This is a genomic window from Streptomyces sp. NPDC008092 (genome assembly GCF_042957285.1).
Taxonomy (GTDB): domain Bacteria; phylum Actinomycetota; class Actinomycetes; order Streptomycetales; family Streptomycetaceae; genus Streptomyces.
On record NZ_JBIBHY010000034.1, the window covers coordinates 1 to 23302 of the forward strand.

Here is a 23302-nt window from a genome sequence, read left to right on the forward strand (position 1 = left end):
TCCATCGCCGCCGACGGCCTGCGCAAGGCCTCCACCCACGGCGCCTACGCCCAACAGGCCGAAGCCGTCGCCACCTCCATGACCTCCGAGGCCAACGCCAAGCGCCTCTCCTCCCCCCAGGTCATCGCCGACGCCATCGGCAAGGCCGCCACCGCCCGCAAGCCCAAGACCCGCTACGCCACCGGCTTCGGCGCCCGCCCCATGATCACCCTCCGCTCCCTCCTCACCGACCGCGGCTTCGACACCTTCATCTCCCGCGCCACCGGACTCCCCCGCAACTGAACCACCACACCCACACGCCCGGCTGACACACCACCCGGTGCGTCGCGACCGCCGACCTTGATGCGCGGTCATCCTTCCCCACCTCGACTCTCGGGGGCACGGTCTCCCCGGCCCCCGAGAGGACCGGCGAGGTCCTCGTCGCCTCCTGCCCATGCCGCAGTCCGGGCCATTCCTCCCGCGCCGTCGGCCGATGTCTCGCGTATTCCGCTGAGCCCCGGCGCCGCGATCACGCACGTTTCCCGCCCTTGCGGGCCAACGCGCCCTTCAGCCATGCCAGTTCAAGATTTGGAGCACCATCATGAGCAAGATCTGGTTCGTCACCGGTGCCGGCCGGGGCTTCGGCCGTCAGTTCACCGAGGCCGCGCTGTCCCGTGGCGACAAGGTCGCCGCGACGGCTCGTGACCTTGCCGCTCTGGAGGACCTCGTCACCGCGCACGGCGACGCGGTGCTGCCGCTGGAGCTCGACGTGACGGACAAGGCCGCGGTGTTCGCGAGCGTCGACCGGGCCCACAAGCACTTCGGCCGCCTCGACGTGGTCGTCAACAACGCCGGCTACGGCCTGTTCGGGGCCATCGAGGAGCTGACCGAAGGACAACTGCGCGGTCAGCTGGAGACCAATGTCTTCGGAGCCGTGTGGGTGACCCAGGCCGCGCTTCCTCACCTGCGTGCACAGCGCTCCGGTCATATCGTGCAGATCTCCTCCATCGGCGGTGTCGCGGCCGGGCCCCTGCTCGGCGGCTACCACGCCTCGAAGTGGGCGCTGGAGGGGCTGACCGAGTCCCTCGCGCAGGAGGTGGCCGGTCTCGGCATCAAGGTCACGCTGGTCGAGCCCGGCGCCTTCGAGACCGACTGGATCGGCTCGTCCGCGGTGCACGCCGAGGTGCTGCCCGACTACGCACCGGTGCGGGAGCACCTCGCGAAGCTCATGGCGGAGTCGGAGGCGGGCGACCCGGTCGCCGCCGGCCGCGCTCTGCTGGAGGTCGTCGACGCCGAGAACCCGCCGCTGCGGGTCTTCTTCGGGACTGCGGGCAACCAGTACCTCCCGCACATCTACGCCGACCGCCTGAAGACCTGGGCCGACTGGGCCGACCTGTCCGAGCGGGCCCAGGGAGGGAAGGCCGCCTGACCGGAGGGGCCGCCTGAGCCTCCCGCCCGCGTCATCAGCCTCGGGCGCCCGGTGGGCGCCACGAGTCGAACCCGCCCGCACGCGTCCACCGATTCGTTGTTGAACAAGGAGCTCCCATGACCATCACCAGCCCGCCGCAACGCGTGGCGGAGATCTTCTCCCGACCCGTCACGATCAACGGTCTCACCCTGCCGAACCGCATCGTGATGTCGCCCATGACCCGGATGCACTCGCCGGGCGGCATACCGGGCGAGAACGTCGCGTCGTACTACGCGCGCCGCGCCGCCGCGGGCGTGGGCCTGCTCGTCACCGAAGGCACGTTCCTCGGTCACGAGTCCGCGGGTGGGGTCGACACCATCCCGCTGTTCCACGGTGAGGAGCAGCTCGCGGGCTGGAAGGCGGTCGCCGACGCGGTGCACACGGCGGGCGGCAGGATCATGCCGCAGCTCATGCACGTCGGCGTGCAGCGTCCCCCCGGCGGTACGTTGAACGCCGACGCACCGACCATCAGCCCGTCGGCCATCGGCCTCGACGGTACCGAGGGCGTCGGCAAGGCGATGACTCTGCGGGACGTGGACGACGTCATAGCGTCGTATGCCGAAGCGGCCGCGGCGGCGGAGCGGATCGGCTTCGACGGTGTGGAAGTCCATGGCGCTCACGGCTATCTGATCGACGAGTTCCTGTGGGCCCGTACCAACCGGCGCACGGACGTGTACGGCGGCGATCTGACGGCCCGTACGAAGTTCGCGGCGGAAGTCGTCGCCGCCATCCGGGACTCGGTCTCGCCGCAGTTCCCCGTGCAGTTCCGCTTCTCGCAGTGGAAGAACGGCGTCTACGACGCCCGCCTTGCCGAGACTCCCCAGGAACTGGAAGCGATCCTCACCCCGCTCGCCGCGGCCGGCGTGGACTCCTTCCACGCCTCCACGCGCCGCTACTGGGTGCCGGAGTTCGACGGCTCCGGTCTCAACCTGGCGGGCTGGGCGAAGAAGCTCACTGGCAAGCCCACCGTCACGGTCGGCTCCGTGGGCCTGGGCGGCGGCACCGACTTCGTCGACACCCTGTTCCACGGCAAGGGCGCCGAGCTCCGCGGCATCGACGACCTCCTGGACCGCCTGGAAGCCGACGAGTTCGACCTGGTGGCGGTCGGCCGGTCCCTGCTGCAGGACCCGGAGTGGGCGGCGAAGGTCCTCCAGGGGCGCTACGACGAACTGACGCCGTTCGAACCCGCCGCCCTGGCCACGCTGAGCTGAGTCGACGGCCTGGACAGCACGCTCGCACGGCCGGGCTGTCCCTCGCCGCCCTCTGGCTGAGCCACGTCAGCCGAACCACCTCAGCCGAACCACGTCAGTGAACGCGCGAGCCGGCACAGGGCCTGCACACGCCGGCGATCACTGGAACCGATGAGGAGCGTGCCCGAACACCTCCCGGGCCCGCACCTCCCGAGACCGGGGCTGCGTCGAGCGGCAGCGGCCCCGCTGCGCTGAATCCGTGGGGACGGGATCGGCGCAGGTCCCGGGCCCGGCGGCCGGGCATCCCCGATGTCCCTGCCGCCGGGCCCGCGGACGCACCGTCCCTCGATCGTGCTGCCGGCCCCTCCGTCCCGCCGGTGGACTCCAGAACTCCAGGCCGTCACCGACGACGAGCCCACACCACATGAATCCCGAAGGGGTACCCTCCCATGTCCCAGGCAGCCCACAAGGCTCCGGGCGCCGCCGGAGCGAACCGCTGGACAGCGCTCGTCTTCATTTCCATGGCCCAGCTGATGGTCGTGCTCGACGCGACGATCGTGAACATCGCCCTTCCCTCCGCCCAGCAGGACCTGGGCATCTCCGACGGCAACCGCCAGTGGGTGGTCACGGCGTACGCCCTGGCCTTCGGCGGCCTGCTGCTCTTCGGCGGCCGGATCGCCGACATGTGGGGCCGTAAGCGCTCCTTCATCACCGGCCTGCTGGGCTTCGGGGCGGCCTCCGCGCTCGGCGGCGCCGCCACCGACGAGACCATGATGTTCGCCGCCAGGGCCCTGCAGGGCGCCTTCGGTGCGCTGCTCGCACCGGCCGCGCTCTCGTTGCTGGCAGTGATGTTCACAGATGCCAGGGAACGCGCCAGGGCGTTCGGCATCTACGGCGCGATCTCCGGCGCCGGCGGCGCCGTCGGCCTGATCCTCGGCGGCGTACTGACCGAGTACCTGAACTGGCGCTGGACGTTCTTCGTCAACATCCCGTTCGCCGTGATCGCCGCGTTCGGCGCGCTGCTCTTCGTCCATGAGCCCAAGGGCGAGAGCCACCGCTCGACCCTCGACATTCCGGGCGTGATCCTTTCCACCACCGGCCTCGTCTCGCTGGTCTACGGTTTCACCCGCGCCGAGTCCAACGGCTGGAGCGACTCCGTGACGGTCGGCCTCTTCGTCGCGGCGGCCGTGCTGTTGCTGGCCTTCGTGGTCGTCGAGACGCGGGTGAAGGCCCCGCTGCTGCCTCTGCGCGTGGTCACCGAGCGCAACCGCGGCGGCGTGTACCTCTCGCTCGGTCTCGCGATCATCGCGATGTTCGGCATGTTCCTGTTCCTGACCTACTACCTGCAGGTCATCAAGGGCTACACCCCGGTCAAGACAGGATTCGCCTTCCTGCCGCTGATCGGCGGCATGATCACCGGCTCCGCCGTGATCGGCGCGCGACTCATGACCCGGCTGCCCGCCAGGTTGCTGATGGGCGCCGGCTACCTGGTCGCCGCCTCGGGGATGTTCCTGCTGACCCGGCTGGAGATCGGCTCTTCCTACACCTCGCTGTTGCTGCCGGCCCAGTTGCTGCTCGGCCTCGGTATCGGCACGGCGTTCATGCCGGCCATGTCCCTGTCCACCCATGGAGTCGAGCCGCGCGACGCCGGTGTCGCCTCGGCGATGGTCAACACCTCGCAGCAGGTCGGCGGCGCGGTCGGCACGGCCCTGCTGAACACGATCGCCGCATCGGCGACCACGTCGTACATCAAGGACCACATCGCGGGCGCCGCCACCCGGTCACAGCAGCAGCTGATCCAGATGCAGGGCATGGTCCACGGCTACGCCAACGCGATCTGGATCGCCGTCGGCATCCTGGTCACAGCCGCCGCCATCGGCCTGACCTTCGTCAACGTCGGCCGCCAGTCCGGCGGCCCGGGCGTCGTGGCCGGGGCGGAAGGCGAGGCACAGGTCCCGATCGCCATGCACTGAGGCCGGTCCTGTGAGGTCGCCTGAAAGCACGAGTCCCGGCACCGCTGCGGCGGGGCCGGGACGGCTCCGGTTCCGTCCGGGCAGCGGACAGAACCGGGTCCTGCGGTCGGGGTGGACCGCGGCCGGGTCACTGAGCAGGCGAATCGGCAGGCGCGAAGCGGGCCACGAACTGAGCGACGAGTTCGCCCCACTCCTGGAGGAACTCCTCGCTCTCGGGATCCCGGCCGGTCGCCAGGCGGACCACCTTCGGCAGCATCGCGGGCACGATCTGAAGGGAGAGGACCGCCAGATAGAACAGCGCGGGGTCGACGGCCGGGTCGATCTCACCCTGGTCCTGGGCGTTGCGGACCCGCTCCACGAGCTTGTCGTACACCGCCTGGCGCTCGGCCTCCTTGTGGATGCCGCGTTCGCTGCTCAGGGCCTCGAACATCAGCAGGCGGTGGAACAGCTGTGTGTCGCGGGAGTTGTTGAGCCGCAGCTCCTCCATGGTGACCTCGGCGTACTTGCGGTCCTCGCCCGGCGGGAAGGCCCGGCTGGTGTTCTCGGCGATGACCTGTTCGAACACGGCCTCGTAGATCGCCTGCTTGCTGCCGAAGTAGTGATAGACGAGTTGCTTGTTCATGCCGGCCCGGCGGGCGATCGCGTCGATGCGTGCCCCCGCGAAACCGTGGGCGGCGAACTCCTTGACCGCGGCGTCCAGCAACCGCTGGCGGGGGGCTTTCCTGGGCCGGGCCATGCGTAACTCCTCAGTCGGTGTCCGGGACGGTCCCGAGCGGTTTCGGGGTCCTGACGTGGGTCGATTCTAGGCAGTCGGTTCACACGGCAAACAAAAGGTTGTTTGACCGGCGGTTCTGCGGTCACCTCCCGGCCGCGCGGTCCGGTGCGTGGTTTTTCATCCTTACTACCCCTTGCATCCACCAGTATCACCAGGTAGACCTGGTTTATATCACCCAACCGTTTGGTTGAACTCAGAGGATGTGAGCCGTGATGGCGAGGACAGTGTCCAGGCAGGAAGCGGTCGTGGTCGGTGTCGGCACGACGGACTTCGGCGCGCAGTACCGCAACCGCGACGCCAACCGGTCCGAGTACCAGCTCGGTATCGACGCCCTGAAGATCGCGCTGGACGACGCCGGTCTCGCCAAGGACGACATCGACGGTGTCCTGACGTGCCGCCTGCCGAACTACGAGAGGTTCGGCACGCTGGCGGGCATCCGGCATCCCGCGGTCGTCAACGCCTACGAGGGGTCGGGCCGGATGGCCGGCGTGGTGCTCCAGCACGCCATCACCCTCGTCGAGGCCGGGCTCGCCACCACCGTCGCCTGCGTGTACGGGAACAACGGCCGCTCGGTCGGCATGACCTACGGCGGTGAGGGCGCCGGACGCGGACCGGGTGACGACACCGGGGCGTACGACCTCGCGTACGGCATGACCTCGCCGGGCGCCTACGTCGGCATGATGTACCGCCGCTACCAGCACCTTTACGGCGCTCCGGACGGTGCGCTGGCCCCGCTGGCGATCAACAACCGGACGAACGCGGCGCTCAACCCGGTCGCGGCGATGACCAAGCCGCTCACCGAGGAGGAGTACCTCTCCGCTCGTTACATCTGTGATCCGCTCCGGCTGTTCGACTACTGCATGATCAACGACGGTGGCGTCGCGATCATCGTGACCACGGCGGACCGTGCCAGGAACCTGCGCAAGCCTGCTGTGCGGGTCATCGCCACGGCCGGGTCCGCGGACCTGACCGGCCACTACACCAAGCCGGACTTCTTCGACACCGCCGCCCGCGACGTGGCCGGCCGGGTGTACGCGCAGGCGGGCCTCGGTCCCGAGGACGTCGACTGCGTGCAGATCTACGACAACTTCACGCCCATCGTGCTGTTCTCGCTGGAGAGCTTCGGGTTCGCGCCCCGCGGCGAGGGCTGGCAGTGGATCAAGGGCGGGCGCATCGGCCTCAAGGGCGACACCCCGGTCAACACCAGCGGCGGACACACCAGCGAGAGCTACATGCAGGGCTGGGCCCTTCAGGTGGAGGCGATCCGCCAGGTGCGCGGCGACGCCGGCGACCGGCAGGTCGCCAACTGCGAGACGTCCCAGTACATCTGCGTGGCTCCGGTCGTGAACTCGCATGTCTTCCAGCGCGCGTGACGCCCCTCCAGGCGCCGTCAGCTACCCGCGACCACTCGTTCCCCACTGTCTTCAGGAGCCACAGCCATGACCACGCCATATGCCAAACCCCTGCCGCGCGTCCACGACCTCAACCGTGCGTTCTTCCTCGGCGCACTCGACGGCCGACTGGTCCTCCAGCACTGCGACGCCTGCGGACACGTCTGGTTCCCCTCGGCCCAGAGCTGCCCGAAGTGCCTGTCCCAGGAGATCACCTGGAAGCCGGTGTCCGGCCGCGGGCGCGTCTGGTCCTGGGTCGTGATGCACCAGCGCTACATCCCCGCCTTCGCCGACGACCTGCCCTACGCGGTGGCCTTCGTCGAGCTGGAGGAGGGCCCGTTCATGATGACGTCGATCGTCGGCGCGGAGCCGGCGGACCTGGTCTGTGACATGCCGGTGGAGGTCGTCTTCGACCAGGTCACCGACGAGGTCGCGCTGCCGAGGTTCCGTCCGGCGACGGGGGAGGCGTCGTGAGCGGCGCGGGAGGCGCGCTGGCCGGCCTCCACGTGGTGCAGGCGGGGGACAGCGTCGCCGCGGGTTTCTGCGCGAAGGTCTTCGCAGGCCTCGGCGCCCGGGTCACCAGGATCGTCCCCGACCAGGGCGGCACGCCCTACGGAGACACCCAGCTCTTCCTCTACCTGGACGCGGCCAAGGAGATCCGCCGGGCCAACCAGACGGACGGCGAGGTCGCCGAACTGCTCGCCGGCTGCGACGTGCTGCTGGTTCGCGACACCCTGCTCCTCGACTGGGCCGAGACGGTGACGGCGTTCGAGACGGAGAACGCGCGCCTGGTGGTCGCCGAGTTCGGGGACTTCGGCGACCGCGGGCCGCAGGCCGACTGGGAGGGCGGCGAGCTGGTCTGGCAGGCCGCGGGCGGGCTGCTCGCGCTGCTGGGCGACCCCGACCGGGAGCCGCTGATGCTCGGCGGCCATCAGATCGCCTACTCGACGGGCCTGCTCGCCTTCACCGGCGTCATGACCGCTCTCGCGCACCGCGACCGCCCGGGCGCCCCCGGCAAGGGGCAGCGGCTGCGGGTCTCCGGCCTGGAGACGGTCGCGTACCTGGAGTGGAAGGGACCGGTCTACTACCAGGCCGGCGGCAGTCTCATCCCGCGAGGCAAGGAGAGCGGCCCGGTCGTACTGCCCTGCGCCGACGGCCACCTCGCCTTCTACTACCGGGCGACGGACTGGCCGCGCGTGCTGGAACTGTTCGCCTTCGACCCCGTGCTGTCCGAGGACCGGTTCGCCACCCAGGGCGGCCGGATGGCCGAACAGCCGGAACTCGTCGCGCGACTGTCCAAGATCACCATCCAGCGTTCCAAGTACGAGTGGTACCAGGCGGCGCAGACCCTGAACATCCCGGTCGGCTACGTGGCCGACACCCGGGACCTCGTCGAGTCGCCGCAGTACCGGACGCAGGAGTTCATCGACACCGCGCCCGGACTGCCCTTCCGGTTCAACGGCCGGCGCCCCGCTGCTGTGGGCCACTGATCCCACCCGTCACGAAAGGCCCCCACCACCATGGGCGACTCACTGATCCTCACCGACATCCGCGACGGCTACGCGATCGTGACGCTGAACCGCCCGGAAAAGCGCAACGCGCTGAGCCGGGCCGCACAGGCGGAGCTCCGCGACGCGCTCGACGAGATCCGCGACAAGGGCAGCAGGGCCGTCGTCGTCACCGGAGCGGGAGACGTCAGTTTCTGCTCCGGCGCCGACACCCGCGAAGGGGCGCCCACCCAGCGGCGGCCCGCCAGCGCCCCGGACTCGTGGCTGTACACGCAGCACCTCATCACCGACCATCCGGCGGTCTTCATCGCCGCGGTCAACGGCTTCGCGCTCGGCGGCGGCCTGACACTGGTCCACAACTGCGACCTGGCCGTCGCCGCGGACACCGCCACCTTCGGCGCCCCCGAGATCACCTTCGGCATCTTCCCCGCCCTGGCCGGACCGTCCACCGCCAAGCGGATCCTGCCCAAGCACGCCGCGGAGCTCATCTTCACGGGCAAGCGCGTCGACGCCGCGACAGCACTGCGTTTCGGCCTGGTCAACCAGGTCGTCCCGGCCGCCGAACTGCTGACCACCGCCGTGCAACTGGCCGAGCACATCGCCCAGTTCGACGCCACCGCCCTGGACTACAGCAAGCAGGGCTACCGCACCTCGGCCGATCTGCCCTGGCACCAGGCCCTCGACTACGGGGTGCGCAGCACTGCGGTCATCAGCGCCCAGCGCGCCATCGGCACCCAGCGCGCCATCGGCACCGCGTGACCGCCACGACAGCGACGAGCCAGTGAGGACAGCCATGAACACCTTGGCACTCGACCACATCCGGGTCGCCGACCTCGGCATCATCACGGCCGGGGCGGCCACGACACAGGTCCTCGCCGACTTCGGCGCCGATGTCATCAAGGTGGAGTCGACGACGTACACCGACCCGTTCCGGCAGTGGACCCAGGTGGCCGCGAAGAGCAACGGTCCCGCGGACCTCAACGCCAGCCCGCCGTTCCAGTCGGTCAACCGCAACAAGCGCGGTGTCGGCATCGACCTGAAGCACGCCCGGGGCCGCGAGGCGTTCCTGAGGCTGGTGTCCGTGTCCGACGTCGTCGTCGAGAACTTCCGGCGCGGAGTGCTGGAGCGGCTCGGGCTGGGCTTCGACGAGCTGCGCGCGGTCAAGCCGGACATCGTCCTGGTCTCGCTCACCAGCCAGGGCCTGACCGGACCGGAGAGCGGCTACATCTCCTTCGGCTCCACCCTCGACGCGCTCGGCGGACTGATGTCCGTCACCGGCTACGACGACCAGACCCCCCGTTGGTCGGGAACGAACGTCAACTACCCGGACCAGCTGGTGTCCTTCCTCGCCCCGGGAGTCGTCCTCGCCGCCCTGCGGCAGCGGGACCGGACCGGCGAGGCGATCCACGTCGACTTCTCCCAGCGGGAGTCCGTCACCAGCGTCATCGGCGAGTCGGTTCTCGGCTACACCACCACGGGCGAGGTCGCCCGTCCACGCGGCAACCGGGACCCCGTCGCGGCCCCGCAAGGCGTGTACCCCTGTCAGGGAGAGGAGCAGTGGCTCGCCCTGTCGGTCCCGGGCGACGAGCAGTGGACCGAGCTGTGCCGGGTGCTGGATCTCCCGGCCCTGGCCGAGGACGAGCAGTTGCGCACGGCCTCGGGGCGCCAGTCCGCGCACGACGTCCTGGACAAGCAGATCGCCGCGGCGACCGCCGGACGGGACAAGCACGACCTGGCCGCCCGGCTCCAGGAGGCCGGCATAGCGGCTTCCCCGGTACTCGACGCAGGTGAGGTCCTGGACTCCCCGCAACTGGCGGCGCTCGGCTTCTTCCAGGACGCCGCCCCCGGCGGTTTCCCCGCCCACCGGCAGCGCGGCTTCGCCGCCGAACTCCAGGACACCCCGGGCACCGTACGGCAACCGGCGCCCCGTCTCGGCGAGCACACCCGGGACGTGCTGTCCGCGCTGCTCGGCTACTCGGACCAGGAGATCGCGGAGCTGGCCGATGCCGGTGCGATCTCGCTCGACGAACACTGACCACCGGGTGCGGCCACCAGGCCGGTCACCCGCCCTCACCACCACCCGCGAAAGGCACGTCAACATGAGCACCCTCAACGGCAAAGTCGCCGTCGTCACCGGAGGCGGCCGCGGAGTCGGCCGCGGCATCTCGCTGGCCCTCGCGGCAGCAGGAGCGCAGGTCGTCGTCAACGACTTCTTCAAGGACCGCGAAGGTGCCGCCGCCGACAGGACGGTGGACGAGATCACCTCGGCCGGCGGCACCGCGCTCGCCAACTACGGCGACGTCTCCACCTTCGCGGGGGGCGCGGCCATCGTCGACGCCGCGGTCGAGCGCTTCGGCCGCATCGACATCCTCGTGATGTGCGCGGGCAACTTCGGCCCGGTGCCGACGCTGGATGTCACCGAGGACCACTGGGACCTCACCATGTCCGTCCACCTCAAGGGCCACTTCGCCTGTTCCCAGGCGGCCGCCCGGCACATGGTGGAGCAGGGCGGCGGCGGACGGATCATCACCTTCGCCTCCCGCGGCGCCTTCTACATGACCCAGCCCGCCTACGCCGCCGCCAAGGCCGGAATCATGGGGCTCACCACGGCACTCGCCGGAGACCTCGGCAAGCACGGCATCACCGCCAACTGCATCCTGCCCAGTGCCGGAACGCAGCTGTTCCCCGGCAACGACCCGAGGGCCCGCACCTTCGGCGGCATGCCGGCGAGCCGCAGCCTCGACCCCGAGGACATCGCGCCCATCGTCACCTACCTGGCCGGCGACGACGCGAAGGACATCACCGCGCGCTTCTTCTACGCCTCCGGCGGCGACATCTGCGCGTTCGCCCAGCCCCTGGCCGTCCGCGGCGGCAGCAACACCTACCTCCGCAAGGACGGCCGCTGGACCCCGGAGGAGCTCGGGGAACTGCTGCCCGGCGTCCTCGGAGTCGGGCAGTAGCCCGGCCGGTACGGACGAGACCGACAGGAGACGGACCATGACACTTCCGGTGACCAAGGACGAGGGCACCGCACCCCGCGACTGGCCCATGCTGATCGACGGCCGGCATGTCGAGGCCAAGGAGGGCGGCTGGCTCGACGTCGTCGACCCCGGGACGGGCAGGGCGTTCGCGAGGGTGCCCGACGCCCGCTCCGCCGACGTGGACCACGCGGTGGCCGCCGCGCGTTCGGCCTTCGACGAGGGCAGCTGGGCCGGCCTGCCCGCCGAGGAGCGGGCCAGGCTGCTGTGGCGCATCGCGGATCTCATCGAAGCCGCCGGGGAGGAACTGGCCGCCCTGGAGAGCCGTAACCAGGGCGCGCCCGTGATGGCGGCCCGCGGCGGACAGGTCAACGTGGCGGCGAAGACCTTCCGCTACTACGCCGGAGCGGTTCAGCGCATCGGAGGCAAGGCCACCGATCTGAACTCCTACGGCCTGCGCTTCCACGCGTACACCCGGCGCGAGCCCATCGGTGTGGCCGCCCTGATCGTGCCATGGAACGCACCGCTGTCCCTCGCCTCGTGGAAGCTCGCCCCGGCTCTCGCCGCCGGCTGCACCGTCGTGCTCAAGCCGGCCGACGAGACGCCGCTTTCGGCACTGCGGCTGGCCGAGATCTGCCAGGAGGCAGGCGTCCCCGACGGGGTCGTCAACGTCGTCACCGGCATCGGCAGGGAGACCGGCGCCGCGCTCGCCGCCCACCCGGACGTCGACAAGATCTCCTTCACCGGATCCACCGAGGTCGGACGGGCCATCGTGCACGCGGCCGCCGGCAACCTGAAGAAGGTCAGCCTCGAACTCGGCGGGAAGTCCCCGGTCGTCGTCTTCGACGACGCGAACCTCGCCGAGGCGATCCCCGGTGCGGCGGACGCCATCTTCCGCAACTCCGGCCAGGTCTGCACGGCCGGCTCCCGGCTCCTGGTCCACGAGGGGCTGTACGACCAGATGGTCGACGGACTCAAGAAGGCGGCCGAGTCGCTGCGGCTGGGCTACGGGACCGACCCGTCGAGCCAGCTGGGCCCCCTCATCTCGGAGCGCCACCGGGAGCGGGTCGCGGGCTACGTACGCAGCGGCATCGAGCAGGGAGCCGAGGTCGTCACCGGGGGAGAGCCGCTTCCCGGAGACGGGTTCTTCTTCCAGCCGACGGTCGTGGCACGGGCCACGCCCGAGATGCGTCTCGTCCGCGAGGAGATCTTCGGCCCCGTGGTCGCCGTCCTCCCCTTCACGGACGAGGACGAGGCCGTCCGCCTGGCCAACGACACCACCTACGGCCTGGCCGGCAGCGTCTGGTCGCGCGACGTGTCCCGGGCCCACCGGGTCGCGGCGCGGCTGCGGGCGGGCCGGGTCGGCATCAACGTCCATCCGATTCCCGACGTGGCGATGCCCACCGGGGGATACAAGCAGTCCGGCTGGGGACGGGAGCTCGGCGAGGAGGGCCTCGACGCCTTCCTGGAGACCAAGTCCGTCCTCGCCCGTCTCTGACCGATTTTCCGTACCGATCCGGACAAGCGAAAGAAGTGATCAAGGTGAGTGATGTGCTGCGGCACTACATCGACGGTGCCTGGGCCGAGCCGGCCGACAGCACGACGGCGGACATCGTCAACCCGGCGACCGGGGAGACGACCGGCCGGCTCGCGCTCGGGAGCGAGGCGGACGTCGACTCGGCCGTCGCGGCGGCCCGGCGCGCGTTCGTCTCCTACTCGCAACTGAGCGTGGCGGAGCGGGTGGAGCTGCTCCAGAAGATCGCCGCGGAGTACGAGCGTCGCGCGGACGACATGGCGGCGGCCGTGACGGCGGACATCGGCACACCCCTGTTCCTGGCCCGGCTCTCGGCGGACGCCGCCGTCGGGTCGATCCGGGAACTGGTGGAGATCCTGCCCGAATACGCCTTCGAGGAGCGGCGGGGCGGCTACACGGTCCGGAAGGAGCCGATCGGGGTCTGCGGACTGATCCCACCGTGGAACTACCCCGCCCTCCAGATGACGGAGAAGGTCGTCCCCGCGCTGGCGGCCGGTTGCACGACGGTTCTGAAGCCGGCGGAGATCGCGCCGTACAGTGCCCAGGTCTTCGCCGAGATCCTGCACGCTGCGGGGGTCCCGCAGGGCGCGTTCAACATGGTCGTCGGCAAGGGCTCGGTGGCCGGCAGCGCGCTCACCAAGCACCCCGACGTCGACATGATCTCGTTCACCGGCTCGACCGCGGTCGGGATCCAGATCCAGAAGGACGCGGCGGACACGGTCAAGCGGGTCACACAGGAACTGGGCGGCAAGTCGGCGCACATCATCCTGCCCGACGCCGACATCCAGACCGCCGTGGCCACGGCCGTCCAGGGCGTGATGGGCAACTCCGGCCAGACCTGTGTCGCCCCGACCCGGACACTGATCCCGCGCTCCCGCCGGGACGAGCTCGTCGGCGCGATCACCGCGGCGGTGGAGGCGGTCACCGTCGGCGACCCGCAGACCCAGGTGTTCATGGGGCCGGTGTCCTCGGAGCGCCAGTGGCAGACCGTGCAGCGCTACATCCAGGCCGGCATCGACGAGGGAGCCACCCTGGCCACCGGCGGTCTGGGGCAGCCGGAGGACGTGAAAGGCGGCTGGTTCGCCCGCCCCACCGTCTTCGCCGACGTCACCAACGACATGACCATCGCGCGCGAGGAGATCTTCGGCCCGGTCATGTCGCTGATCACCTACGACACGGTCGACGAGGCCGTCGACATCGCCAACGACAGCCCGTACGGACTGATGGCGTACGTCAGCGGAGCGGACCAGGAGCAGGTGCGTGACGTGGCCGCGCGCGTACGCGCCGGACAGGTCCTCCTCAACGGCGCGCAGCTCGACCTGACGGCACCGTTCGGCGGCTACAAGCAGTCCGGCAACGGCCGTATCTGGGGTGTCGCGGGCCTGGAGGAGAACCTCGAAGTGAAGGCCGTCGTCGGCTAGCGGGCCGAGCCGGTCCTTCACCCCCGATCCGCCCTCTTCCACCGGATGTCCGCCAGGGAAGGCCTTCCGGTGGAAGAGGGCCCCACCGCGGCAGACACCGCGATGACCGACAGACATGAGCGGCCACCCCCGGGCCGCTCGGCAGCAGCAGAGAAAGAAGAAGTGCCATGCATGTGGAAGTCGACGTCCCCAAGTGCGTCGCGTCGGGACAGTGTGTGCTGCTCGCCCCCGACGTCTTCGATCAGCGCGACGAGGACGGCCTGGTCGTCCTGCTCGACGACAACCCGGCGCCCGAACTCCACGACAGCGTCCGGGAGTCGGCCACGGTCTGTCCCGCCGCCGCGATCCGGCTGACCGAGTCGTGAGCGCGGCCATGGACCGGATAGTCGTCGTCGGAGCGTCCTCGGCCGGACTCGCGGCCGCCGAGACCCTGCGCCGCGAGGGCTACGCGGGCACCATCACCCTCGTCGGTGACGAACCCCATCCCCCCTACGACCGGCCGCCCCTGTCCAAGGAGATCCTCTCCGGAGCCTGGACCTCCGACCGACTGGCCCTGCGCGCCACTGCCGATCTCGACGCCCTCGGCCTGGATGCCCGATACGGGTACCGGGCGGTCCACCTCGATCTCCACGCCCGGTCGGTGCATCTGTCCGACGGCTCCGAGGTGGGCTTCGACGGACTGATCGTGGCGACGGGCGTGCGGCCCCGGCACCTGCCGGGTGAACGCGCCCACGTGCTGCGGACGGTCGATGACGCCCTGACCCTCAAGGACCGCATCGGGCCCGGCCGTCACCTGGTCGTGGTCGGCGCCGGGTTCCTGGGCGCGGAGGCCGCCGCGGTCGCCCGCGGACTCGGCGCCAGGGTCACCCTGCTGGAACCCGCGCCCGTTCCCCTGGCCCATGCGGTGGGCGAGACGATCGGTCAGGCGCTGTCCCGGGCCCATCTCGACCACGGCGTGGAACTGCGCACCGGCACGGCCGTCAGCGAGGTCACCGCCCAGGGCGTACGGCTGAGCGACGGCACCGTCGTCGCGGCCGACGACGTGCTCGTGGCGATCGGCTCGCACCCGAACACCGAGTGGCTGGAGGACAGCGGACTCACCGTCGACAACGGCCTCGTCTGCGACGCATACAGCGCGGCGGTCGGCGCGACGGGCGTCTACGGAGCCGGCGACGTCGCCTCCTGGCACAACCCGCTCTTCGACACGCGCATGCGCATCGAGCACCGCACCAACGCGACAGAGCAGGGCATGACCGCGGCCCGCAACCTCCTCGGCGCCGGCCGGCCGTTCACTCCCGTTCCCTACTTCTGGTCCGACCAGTACGACATGAAGATCCGGGCGTTCGGCTACCTCCGGGGGCACGACGAGGTACGCATCGTCCAGGGCGACCTGGCGGAACGGAAGTTCCTGGCCGTGTACCGCACGGGCGACCGGCTCAGCGGCGCCCTCAGCGTCGGCATGCCCCCCAAGGCCCTCAACACCTGGCGCCAGTCCATCGCCGTCGGCGCCCAGTGGGAGGACGCCGTGTCCACGGCCGCCGCCTGATCGCGCGGAACGCGCTCACCCGCCCCATTCGATTCCTCGGATCTCCCAGAAAGCAACCGTCATGACCCAGTCCACGCCCGCCCCCGAATTCGTCTACGACCGCTCGAAGGACGCCCCCCTCGACCCTTCACCGCTGCTCGTCGCGCTCCGCGACGAGCAGCCCGTCACCCGGGTCTCCGTATGGAACGGCAAGCTCGAAGCATGGCTGGTCACCCGCTGGGAGGAGGCCCGCGAGGTACTCGGCAGCCCCTCCCTCAGCACGAACCCGAACAATGCGGGGTTCCCGGGTGTCCGCGAGGGCGTCAGGCAGCGCGAGCGGGGCTTCTTCCAGATGTACGACCCGCCCGTCCACACGACGATGCGTCGCACCCTGACCCGTGAGTTCATGGTCAAGAAGATGGACGCGCTCCGCCCGGCCGTGGCGCGGATCACGACCGAGCTGCTCGACGACCTGACCAGGAAGAGCGGACCGGTCGACTACGTCGAACACTTCGCCCTGCCCCTGCCCTCGCTGGTGATCTGCGAACTGCTGGGTGTGCCCTACGAGCACCACGAGTTCTTCCAGGAGAACTCCAAGCCGTTCGTCGACCTCACCGCGACCGCGCAGCAGGTGACGGAGGCCTACGGCAGGCTGTCCGCGTTCCTCAAGGAGCTCCTTGCGGCCAAGCGGACCAACCCCGGCGACGACGTGGTCACCCGGCTCGGCGAGCAGGTGGACGCCGGCGACATCACCGAGCAGGAGGCCGCGGACCTCGGCGCGCTCATCCTGTTCGCCGGGCACGAGACCACCGCGAACATGATCGCGCTCAGCACCGTCACCCTGCTGGAGAACCCCGAGCAGATCCCGCGGCTCTTCGGCACACCGGAAGAGCTCTCCAACGCGGTGGAGGAACTCCTCCGTTACATCTCCGTCCTGCACGGCGGACTGCGGCGCGTGGCCACCGAGGACCTGACCGTCGGTGACGTCACCATCCGAGCCGGAGAGGGCGTGATCGTCCCGCTCTCCGTGGTCAACCGCGACCGCGCGCTCTTCACCGACGCGGACGACCTCGACCTGGAGCGCTCCAACGCCCGTCAGCACCTGGCCTTCGGCTACGGCATCCACCAGTGCCTCGGGCAGCCGCTGGCCCGCGCCGAGCTGCAGATCGTGCTGCCCGAGGTCTTCCGCCGCCTGCCCGACCTGAAGCTCGCCGTCCCCCTGGAGGAGATCACCTTCAAGACGGCCAGCATGGTGTACGGCGTCCAGGACCTGCCGGTCACCTGGTAGTACCCCCGATCCACACCGTCGTCGACGCCGATCGACCTGGCCGTGACGTCCGCACGGTGTGCGGACCCGAGAACGGCTGTTCGTACACCATGCGGAAGGGCAGAAAGATCATGAAGGCATCCGTCACCAAGGGCCTGGGCCAGGGTTTCGTGGTCGAGGAGGTCGAACTCGCCGATCCAGTGGGACGCGAGGTCAGGATCGAGGTCAAGGCGGCCGGTCTGTGCCACTCCGACCTCACCATCGCCACGGTGGCCGGACAGGACTTCCCCGTGGTGCTCGGCCACGAGGTGGCCGGTGTGGTCACCGCGGTCGGTCCCGAGGCCCGGCAGGTGAAGATCGGTGACCATGTCGTCGCCAGCCTCATACGCGCCTGTGGGGACTGCGCCAACTGCCTCGCCGCACGGAGCTACATCTGTCTGCATCCCGAACGGACCCAGCGCACGGCCGCCGAGCCGTCCCGCATCACCTGGCAGGGCCGGCCGGTCGCGCTGGGCCTGGGCGGTCTCGCGGGCTTCGCCCAGGAGGCGCTGATCCACGAGAACCAGCTGGCCGTGATCCCCGCGGCGATGCCCTGGGCCCCCGCGGCGCTGCTGGGCTGCGGAGTGATCACCGGCGCGGGCGCCGTGCTCAACAGCGCCGACGTCCGGGCGGGGCAGTCCGTCGTGATCATGGGTGCGGGCGGCGTCGGCATGAACGCGGTCAGCGGCGCCCGGCTGGCCGGCGCGGAGTCGATCATCGTCACGGACGTGGCGGACGTGAAGCTCGAACGGGCCGCGGACTTCGGCGCCACCCATGTGATCAATTCCCTTACGGCCGACCCGGTCGCGGAGGTCCGGAAGATCACCGGACACGGCGCGGACCATGTCTTCGACTGTGTGGGCCTGCGTCCCGTCACCCGGCAGGGCCTGGAGATGCTGGCGAAGGGCGGTGGCCTCTACCTCATCGGTGTGGGCGGTCTGGACGCCGGCATCGACGTGCAGACGATCGCCGTTCTCACCCGGTCCCAGAGGGTGCAGGGCGTCGACATGGGCTCGTCCCACCTCAAGCGGGACATACCGCTGTACGCCTCGCTCTACCTGCAGGGGCGGATGAACCTCGACGACCTGGTCTCCAAGCAGATCAGCCTGGGCGAGATCGACGAGGGATACGAGGCGCTGAAGGACGGAGACATCCTGAGGGTGGTCGTCACCGACTTCTCCTGAGCGGGCGCGATACCTGCCGCCAGGCCTGAGGCTGCTTTCGACGCCGATGGCCTGCTACCGCCAGTGGACAGGCACCCCGTCCCGTAGAGCCAGCACCACCAGTTCGGCGGACGGCCCGGCCAGGCTCGTTCCCAGAGGCTCGCCGAGAAGGCACAGATCGGCGGGGGAGCCCGGGACGACGCGCCGAGGCGGGGCGCCGGGGGATCGGAGCGGTGAGAGGAATCCGGTGAGTGCGATCCGGGCGCCGACCCGCTCACGGGGGCCCAGCACGATGCCGGACGGGGTGCGGCGGGACGAGGCGGCCGCCATGGTGCGCCAGGGGTCCGGATCACCGAAAGGGGCGTCGCTCGAAGGCACCGTCGGCACGCCGTGTGCCAGCAACGTGGCGTAGGGGTAGAGGTGTTCGACATCCCGGGGGTCGACCGAGGCCAGGTAGTCGTCGCCCCGGGCGGCGATGAAGGAGGGCTGGGTGACCACCGTCAGCCCCTTGGCGGCCAGTGGCTCGCCCAGCTCCGGCGGCACCACGGCCGCGTGCTCCAGGCGGTCACCCGCGCACGAGCCCGTGATCTCCAGAGCGGCCAGGGTGAGCAGCAGGGACTCCCGGGTCACGCAGTGCACGGCGACCGGGCGGCCGGTCCGGTGCGTCCGCTCGATCACGTCCACGAGTTGGTCGAGTCCCGGAAGATCGTGGTCGCGAAGGAGGATCTTGTGCGGCCCGACGGACATGCCCGTCGGGAGCGGTGTCCCGGTTGCGGCACCCAGCAGTTGCACCGCCTGCGGCAGGTGCCCCTCGCGGACGGCGGTGGTCAGCAGTTCCAGACCGGTCTCATCAAGGTCGGGCGTGGCATCCGTCACGCCGGTGATTCCGTACGACGCCAACCGGGCGCCCGTCGAGGCCAGATCGGGCGGCGGAGCACCGACCGCGGCCCGCAGGCGGGCGTCGTAGCGCCAGAGACGGCCGGTCGGACGGCCGGCCGCGTCGCGCTCGACGTCCAGGGTGTCGTCGAGCGCGTGGGCGACTGCCGCCAGCCCCACGCTGTTCAGGATCCACAGCGCCCCGCCCCGGTGCTGCAGGCGTACGGGGTGGTCGGGGAGCATCCGGTCCAGGGCGACCCGGTCCAAGAGTCCGGCCACCGACTCGCTGTACCCGGTGCCGCGCACCCAGCCGCCCGGCGGAAGGCCGCTCGCCGCCTCGCGGAGGGCGGCACGCAGCCCGACCGCGTCGTCGACCGTCGGCGGGCCGCAGACGACGGAGCGCTCCGCCGCGGCCATCGCGAGCAGATGTACGTGATGGTCATGCAGGCCCGGCAGCAACGCTCCGCCGGCGGCATCCACGACCTCTTCGTCCGGCAGCGGCCGCAGTCGCTCGGCGATCTCTCCCACCCGTCCGCCCTGCACACGCACGTCGACGAGGCGGCCGTCGACCTCCGCTCGCGCGATGAGCAGTCTCACGGGCACCACCGGGCCAGTACGCGGTCGGTGTCGGCGCCGGATTCCGCAGCCCGCCGAGGCGCGCGTCGGGCGCGAGGACGCCGGATCGGGAAGGCGCCGTTCTCGGTCTCCACCCACCAGTCACCGTCGGGTCCCTGCCCTACGACGTGGGGCTCGGTCTGCCCCAGAGCGGCGAAGGCGGCGACATCCCGCATGGAGACGTCGATGAGGCAGGCTCGGTCCCCGGCGAGAGCGGCTGCCGTGGCGACGGCCGCATGGACGCCGGTGAGCGGGTCGGCGAGGGCGTCCCCGCAGGGCAGCGGTCCGTGTTCCGTCCGCACGACCAGACCCGCGCCCGCGGCGACGTCGTCACCGAAGCCCACGCGGTTCGCCCACGGCCCCGTCCGCCCGTAGGCGGTGATGCTGGTCCACACCGTGCCGGCGGCCACCGCCTCCTCGGCGTCGATGCCGAGGTGGCGCAACGCCCGGGGGCGCGAGGCTTCAAGGACGGCGTCCGCGGACTCCACGAGCCGTCGCAGGGTGGCGACCCCCGTCGGTGAGGTGAGATCGAGGGACACGGAGGCGTGCCCCGCATGCAAGAGGTCGTAGAAGGACGGTGGCCCGAACCGGGCGCCGTCGAGACGGTGCGGGCTCTCGACCTTGACGACATGGGCTCCGGACAGCCCCAGCAGGCGGGCGCACAGCGGTCCGGCCCACAGGGAGGTGAGATCGACCACGAGTGGATGCCGGCGCCGGTGTCTGCGAGGTCCGCCTTCGTTGATCAGCACAGGACTCGGTCCGGCCGCCGACGCCGAGCGGTGGGCGCTCTGTTCGTCCTGGACGCCGAGGGGCGCCGATGCGACTGCGGCCGCCGGGATGCCCAGCAGTTGCGCACGGCCGGCCACGTCTCTCGCCCTCCGCTGCGCGGCCCAGTGCCGCAGTGCCGCCCAGACATCGGTTGCGACGCTGTTCTCGATGAGGGCCGGAACGAGTTCGAGGTCGTCCTGCCGGGCCAGGGAGACGCCCACCCAGCCGTCCACCGCGGGCAGGATACGGAAGGCTCCGCCGGCCGACCAGGGTCCGCGCCGGGACAGTCCCGCGATGGCCGCGCGCTCGCCGAGCAGTTCGACGCCGGGCAACCGGATCGGCTTTCCCGTGCGCATCCGGCCCAGGGCCGCCAGCGCCTCAAGCCCATGGCGGAGCACGCCCGCCGGTGCCCCCGGAGCCGCAAGCGGTGGTCCCTCGGGTGCGCCCGTCAGGGACATCGCCCCGGAGTCCGCCCAGTCGCGCAGGCCGCTCACCAGGGGACCTGTACGGCAGCCCGCCAGCAGTGCCGCCGTCGGTTCGCCGAACGCGGCGGTCAGCCACCAGGCCCGGTCGATGGACGCTTCCGGCGACGCGGCGAAGGAATTCTGCACGCCGGGCAGGGCGCCGGTTCGCGAGTTGGAATCGGAGGAGAAGGCGGGCATCAATCGGGTCCCCACAAACGCACTGACTCTAGTCCGACATGTTAGCGGAGTTCAAGAGGGTGATGATGGAAATGCCGCCTACGTGTGGAGAGCTGGGCCTGCTTTCCCGGGCCAAGTCCCTGGCCCCCAAGGAATACAACGCTATGCCTATGGCGAAGAGCACAGCGTATCCGAGGAATCGGTTGACTGCTTGTCTGTTCATGGTCCGCTCGGGGAAACTGAAGTCTTTCTCTCGAAAGACGGCGAAATGACGATCGTCGGGGATCTTCCGAAGAAATGTTGCACGCCTCAATTCACCTCGGCGCCGAGCCGGTTGATCTCGGGGCTGTACAGGACTGCCGGGCCCCGCCCCTTCAGCCGGGTCACCGCGATCATCGCGCGGCCCAGGTGTTCGGTCGTGGTCACATGCCTCGGCGTCAGCCGAAGCAGCACGGGATAGAGCCACCCCGTGAGTCCGTACAGCAGGCGGTAGACAGGCACCCGGGCCGACGCCCCGTTGCATGGCTGGATGAAGCCGGGCCGGAACATGTAGGCGTCGAACGGCATGGCCAGCAGCGCGTTCTCGGTACGGCCCTTCACCCGGGCCCACATGGAACGACCTCGCTCCGTGCTGTCGGTGCCCACCCCGGACACGTAGGTGAAGGTCAGGTCCGGGCTGTCGGCGCTCACGGCGTGGGCAGCGGCCAGGGTGTAGTCGTACGTGATCCTGGTGTACTCCTCCTCGCGGCGGCCGACCGAGGTGACGCCCAGACAGAAGAAGCACGCATCGAGGTTCTTCAACTCGTTCTGGATCGCGGTGTAGTCGGTGAAGTCCGTGTGGACGAGCTGCCGGAGCTTGGGGTGCTCGACGCTCAGCGGAGTACGTACGACGGCCAGAACTTCCGTGACATCCGGTTCGAGGAGACAGGCGCGCAGGACGCCCTGTCCGACCATGCCGGACGCCCCGAGGACGATGACGCGCATGTGCTGCTCCAGTGGGTGGATGAGGTCATGTGCCGCGCGCCCGGGATGCGGGCGGCGTCGATGTCGTTCAGCCCTGTGCGGCGCGCGAGAGATCCTCCCACTCGGCCCAGGTCTGCAGACGCTGCGCGTACAGCCCCTTGACGATGTCGACGGGCTGGCTGCCGAAGAGGACCCGCAGCGGAGGGTTCTCGGCGTCGACGATCTGCAGGAGGGCCCGGCCGGCGGCGACGGGATCGGCGGGCTGCCTGGCGTCCCGCATCGCCTGGATGGCCTTGTGGAACTCGGCGTAGGCGGGATGGGGCGTGGCCTGTACCGCAGAGCTGTCCGCCCAGTCCGTGTCGAAGCTGCCCGGCTCCACGAGGGTGATCTTGATGCCCGATCCCCGCACTTCCTGGGACAGGGACTCGCTGAATCCCTCCAGCGCCCACTTGGAGGCGTTGTAGCCGCCGACGAACGGGAACGCGGTGATCCCGTTGACGCTGGAGATCTGCACGATGTGGCCCGAGCCCTGCTCACGCAGCAGCGGCAGGACTGCCTGCGTGACCCGGAAGGCGCCGAAGAAGTTGGTCTCCATCTGTCCGCGCAGCTGTTCTTCGGTCAGTTCCTCGATCATGCCGAAGAGGCCGTAGCCGGCGTTGTTGACGACCACGTCCAAGCGGCCGAAGTTCCGGTGCGCGGCGGTGACGGCGGTGGCCACGGCGGCCCTGTCGGTCACGTCGAGCGGCAGCGGCAGAACGGCGTCGCCGTACTGTGCGACCAGATCGCCGAGCGACTTCGGGTCGCGAGCGGTGGCCGCGACCTTGTCGCCGCGGCTGAGTGCAGCCTCGACGAACGCGCGGCCGAGGCCACGGGACGAGCCGGTGACGAACCAGACCTTGCTCATGGGTTCTCCGTTTCTCGGGTTCTGGGGCGAGCGTCGGGTGGTTCAGTTGCGGGGGAGTCCGGTGGCGCGGGAGATGAAGGTGTCGAAGCCGCGGTCGGTGAGGAGGCTGCGGAGGGTGATCATGGGGCGGGCGCCGAAGCCGGTGGCGTAGCGTGTTTTGGGCTTGCGGGCGGTGGCGGCTTTGCCGATGGCGTCGGCGATGACCTGGGGGGAGGACATGCGTTTGGTGTTGGCCTGGGAGGTCATGGAGGTGGCGACGGCTTCGGCCTGTTGGGCGTAGGCGCCGTGGGTGGAGGCCTTGCGCAGGCCGTCGGCGGCGATGGT

20 protein-coding genes and 2 pseudogenes are annotated in these 23302 nt (G+C 70.3%); 16 read left to right on the forward strand and 6 right to left on the reverse strand.

Annotation, left to right across the window (positions count from 1 at the left end; all coding sequences use genetic code 11):
• The 4 genes and pseudogenes from ACFZB3_RS49735 to ACFZB3_RS49750 form a co-directional block, all read left to right on the forward strand.
• Positions 1-282, forward strand: a pseudogene (locus ACFZB3_RS49735) (short-chain dehydrogenase/reductase); the annotation flags it as partial.
• Positions 283-580: 298 nt separating this feature from the next.
• A complete protein-coding gene (locus ACFZB3_RS49740; protein WP_391390476.1) occupies positions 581-1408 on the forward strand; it encodes an SDR family NAD(P)-dependent oxidoreductase in 828 nt (275 codons plus the stop codon).
• 116 nt (positions 1409-1524) lie between these two features.
• Positions 1525-2658: an NADH:flavin oxidoreductase gene (locus tag ACFZB3_RS49745; protein ID WP_391390478.1), complete on the forward strand. Its 1134-nt coding sequence runs from the start codon at positions 1525-1527 to the stop codon at positions 2656-2658.
• 428 nt (positions 2659-3086) lie between these two features.
• Entirely contained in the window at positions 3087-4610 is a 1524-nt protein-coding gene (locus tag ACFZB3_RS49750) for a DHA2 family efflux MFS transporter permease subunit (RefSeq protein WP_391390480.1), read from the forward strand.
• Positions 4611-4737: 127 nt separating this feature from the next.
• Here the strand turns inward: ACFZB3_RS49750 and ACFZB3_RS49755 are convergent, their stop codons facing one another.
• On the reverse strand, positions 4738-5346 hold the full coding sequence (locus ACFZB3_RS49755; RefSeq protein ID WP_391390483.1) for a TetR family transcriptional regulator: 609 nt from the start codon (positions 5344-5346) through the stop codon (positions 4738-4740).
• Between the two features lie 251 nt (positions 5347-5597).
• On the opposite strand from ACFZB3_RS49755, the gene ACFZB3_RS49760 reads away from it, so the two are divergent.
• From ACFZB3_RS49760 to ACFZB3_RS49815, 12 genes are all read left to right on the forward strand, one after another.
• Positions 5598-6758 carry a thiolase family protein gene (locus tag ACFZB3_RS49760; RefSeq protein WP_391390485.1) on the forward strand — a complete coding sequence of 387 codons (1161 nt, stop codon included), beginning with the start codon at positions 5598-5600 and terminating at the stop codon, positions 6756-6758.
• 66 nt (positions 6759-6824) lie between these two features.
• Positions 6825-7250 carry an OB-fold domain-containing protein gene (locus tag ACFZB3_RS49765; protein WP_391390487.1) on the forward strand — a complete coding sequence of 142 codons (426 nt, stop codon included), beginning with the start codon at positions 6825-6827 and terminating at the stop codon, positions 7248-7250.
• The gene (locus ACFZB3_RS49770; protein WP_391390489.1) at positions 7247-8266 is read left to right on the forward strand and encodes a CoA transferase; all 1020 of its coding nucleotides are present in this window, start codon (positions 7247-7249) and stop codon (positions 8264-8266) included. Before ACFZB3_RS49765 ends, ACFZB3_RS49770 begins: the two co-directional genes overlap by 4 nt.
• Before the next feature lie 30 nt (positions 8267-8296).
• Positions 8297-9043: an enoyl-CoA hydratase-related protein gene (locus ACFZB3_RS49775; protein ID WP_391390491.1), complete on the forward strand. Its 747-nt coding sequence runs from the start codon at positions 8297-8299 to the stop codon at positions 9041-9043.
• A 34-nt stretch (positions 9044-9077) separates the two neighbouring features.
• Positions 9078-10319, forward strand: a complete 1242-nt coding sequence (locus ACFZB3_RS49780) for a CoA transferase (RefSeq protein ID WP_391390494.1) — start codon at positions 9078-9080, stop codon at positions 10317-10319.
• Positions 10320-10383: 64 nt separating this feature from the next.
• Positions 10384-11244: an SDR family oxidoreductase gene (locus ACFZB3_RS49785; protein ID WP_391390496.1), complete on the forward strand. Its 861-nt coding sequence runs from the start codon at positions 10384-10386 to the stop codon at positions 11242-11244.
• Positions 11245-11281: 37 nt separating this feature from the next.
• Positions 11282-12760 (forward strand): aldehyde dehydrogenase family protein, encoded by a 1479-nt coding sequence (locus ACFZB3_RS49790; RefSeq protein ID WP_391390498.1) that lies wholly within the window; start codon positions 11282-11284, stop codon positions 12758-12760.
• Positions 12761-12804: 44 nt separating this feature from the next.
• A complete protein-coding gene (locus ACFZB3_RS49795; RefSeq protein WP_391390500.1) occupies positions 12805-14217 on the forward strand; it encodes an aldehyde dehydrogenase family protein in 1413 nt (470 codons plus the stop codon).
• Positions 14218-14384: 167 nt separating this feature from the next.
• Entirely contained in the window at positions 14385-14582 is a 198-nt protein-coding gene (locus tag ACFZB3_RS49800) for a ferredoxin (RefSeq protein ID WP_189269560.1), read from the forward strand.
• Positions 14583-14590: 8 nt separating this feature from the next.
• Positions 14591-15763 carry an FAD-dependent oxidoreductase gene (locus tag ACFZB3_RS49805; protein ID WP_391390503.1) on the forward strand — a complete coding sequence of 391 codons (1173 nt, stop codon included), beginning with the start codon at positions 14591-14593 and terminating at the stop codon, positions 15761-15763.
• 61 nt (positions 15764-15824) lie between these two features.
• A complete protein-coding gene (locus ACFZB3_RS49810) occupies positions 15825-17030 on the forward strand; it encodes a cytochrome P450 (protein ID WP_391390505.1) in 1206 nt (401 codons plus the stop codon).
• 110 nt (positions 17031-17140) lie between these two features.
• Positions 17141-18232, forward strand: coding sequence for a zinc-binding dehydrogenase (locus ACFZB3_RS49815; protein ID WP_391390507.1), 1092 nt, complete (start codon positions 17141-17143; stop codon positions 18230-18232).
• Positions 18233-18286: 54 nt separating this feature from the next.
• Here the strand turns inward: ACFZB3_RS49815 and ACFZB3_RS49820 are convergent, their stop codons facing one another.
• The 5 genes and pseudogenes from ACFZB3_RS49820 to ACFZB3_RS49840 all read right to left on the reverse strand — a co-directional run.
• The gene (locus ACFZB3_RS49820; RefSeq protein WP_391390509.1) at positions 18287-19684 is read right to left on the reverse strand and encodes an amidohydrolase family protein; all 1398 of its coding nucleotides are present in this window, start codon (positions 19682-19684) and stop codon (positions 18287-18289) included.
• Positions 19681-21132 carry a CoA transferase gene (locus tag ACFZB3_RS49825; protein WP_391390511.1) on the reverse strand — a complete coding sequence of 484 codons (1452 nt, stop codon included), beginning with the start codon at positions 21130-21132 and terminating at the stop codon, positions 19681-19683. The genes ACFZB3_RS49820 and ACFZB3_RS49825 overlap by 4 nt, the downstream gene beginning before the upstream one ends.
• A gap of 288 nt (positions 21133-21420) precedes the next feature.
• Positions 21421-22095: an NAD-dependent epimerase/dehydratase family protein gene (locus ACFZB3_RS49830; protein ID WP_391390513.1), complete on the reverse strand. Its 675-nt coding sequence runs from the start codon at positions 22093-22095 to the stop codon at positions 21421-21423.
• A gap of 67 nt (positions 22096-22162) precedes the next feature.
• The gene (locus tag ACFZB3_RS49835) at positions 22163-22978 is read right to left on the reverse strand and encodes an SDR family NAD(P)-dependent oxidoreductase (RefSeq protein ID WP_391390515.1); all 816 of its coding nucleotides are present in this window, start codon (positions 22976-22978) and stop codon (positions 22163-22165) included.
• Positions 22979-23020: 42 nt separating this feature from the next.
• A pseudogene (locus ACFZB3_RS49840) lies at positions 23021-23302 on the reverse strand (short-chain dehydrogenase/reductase); the annotation flags it as partial.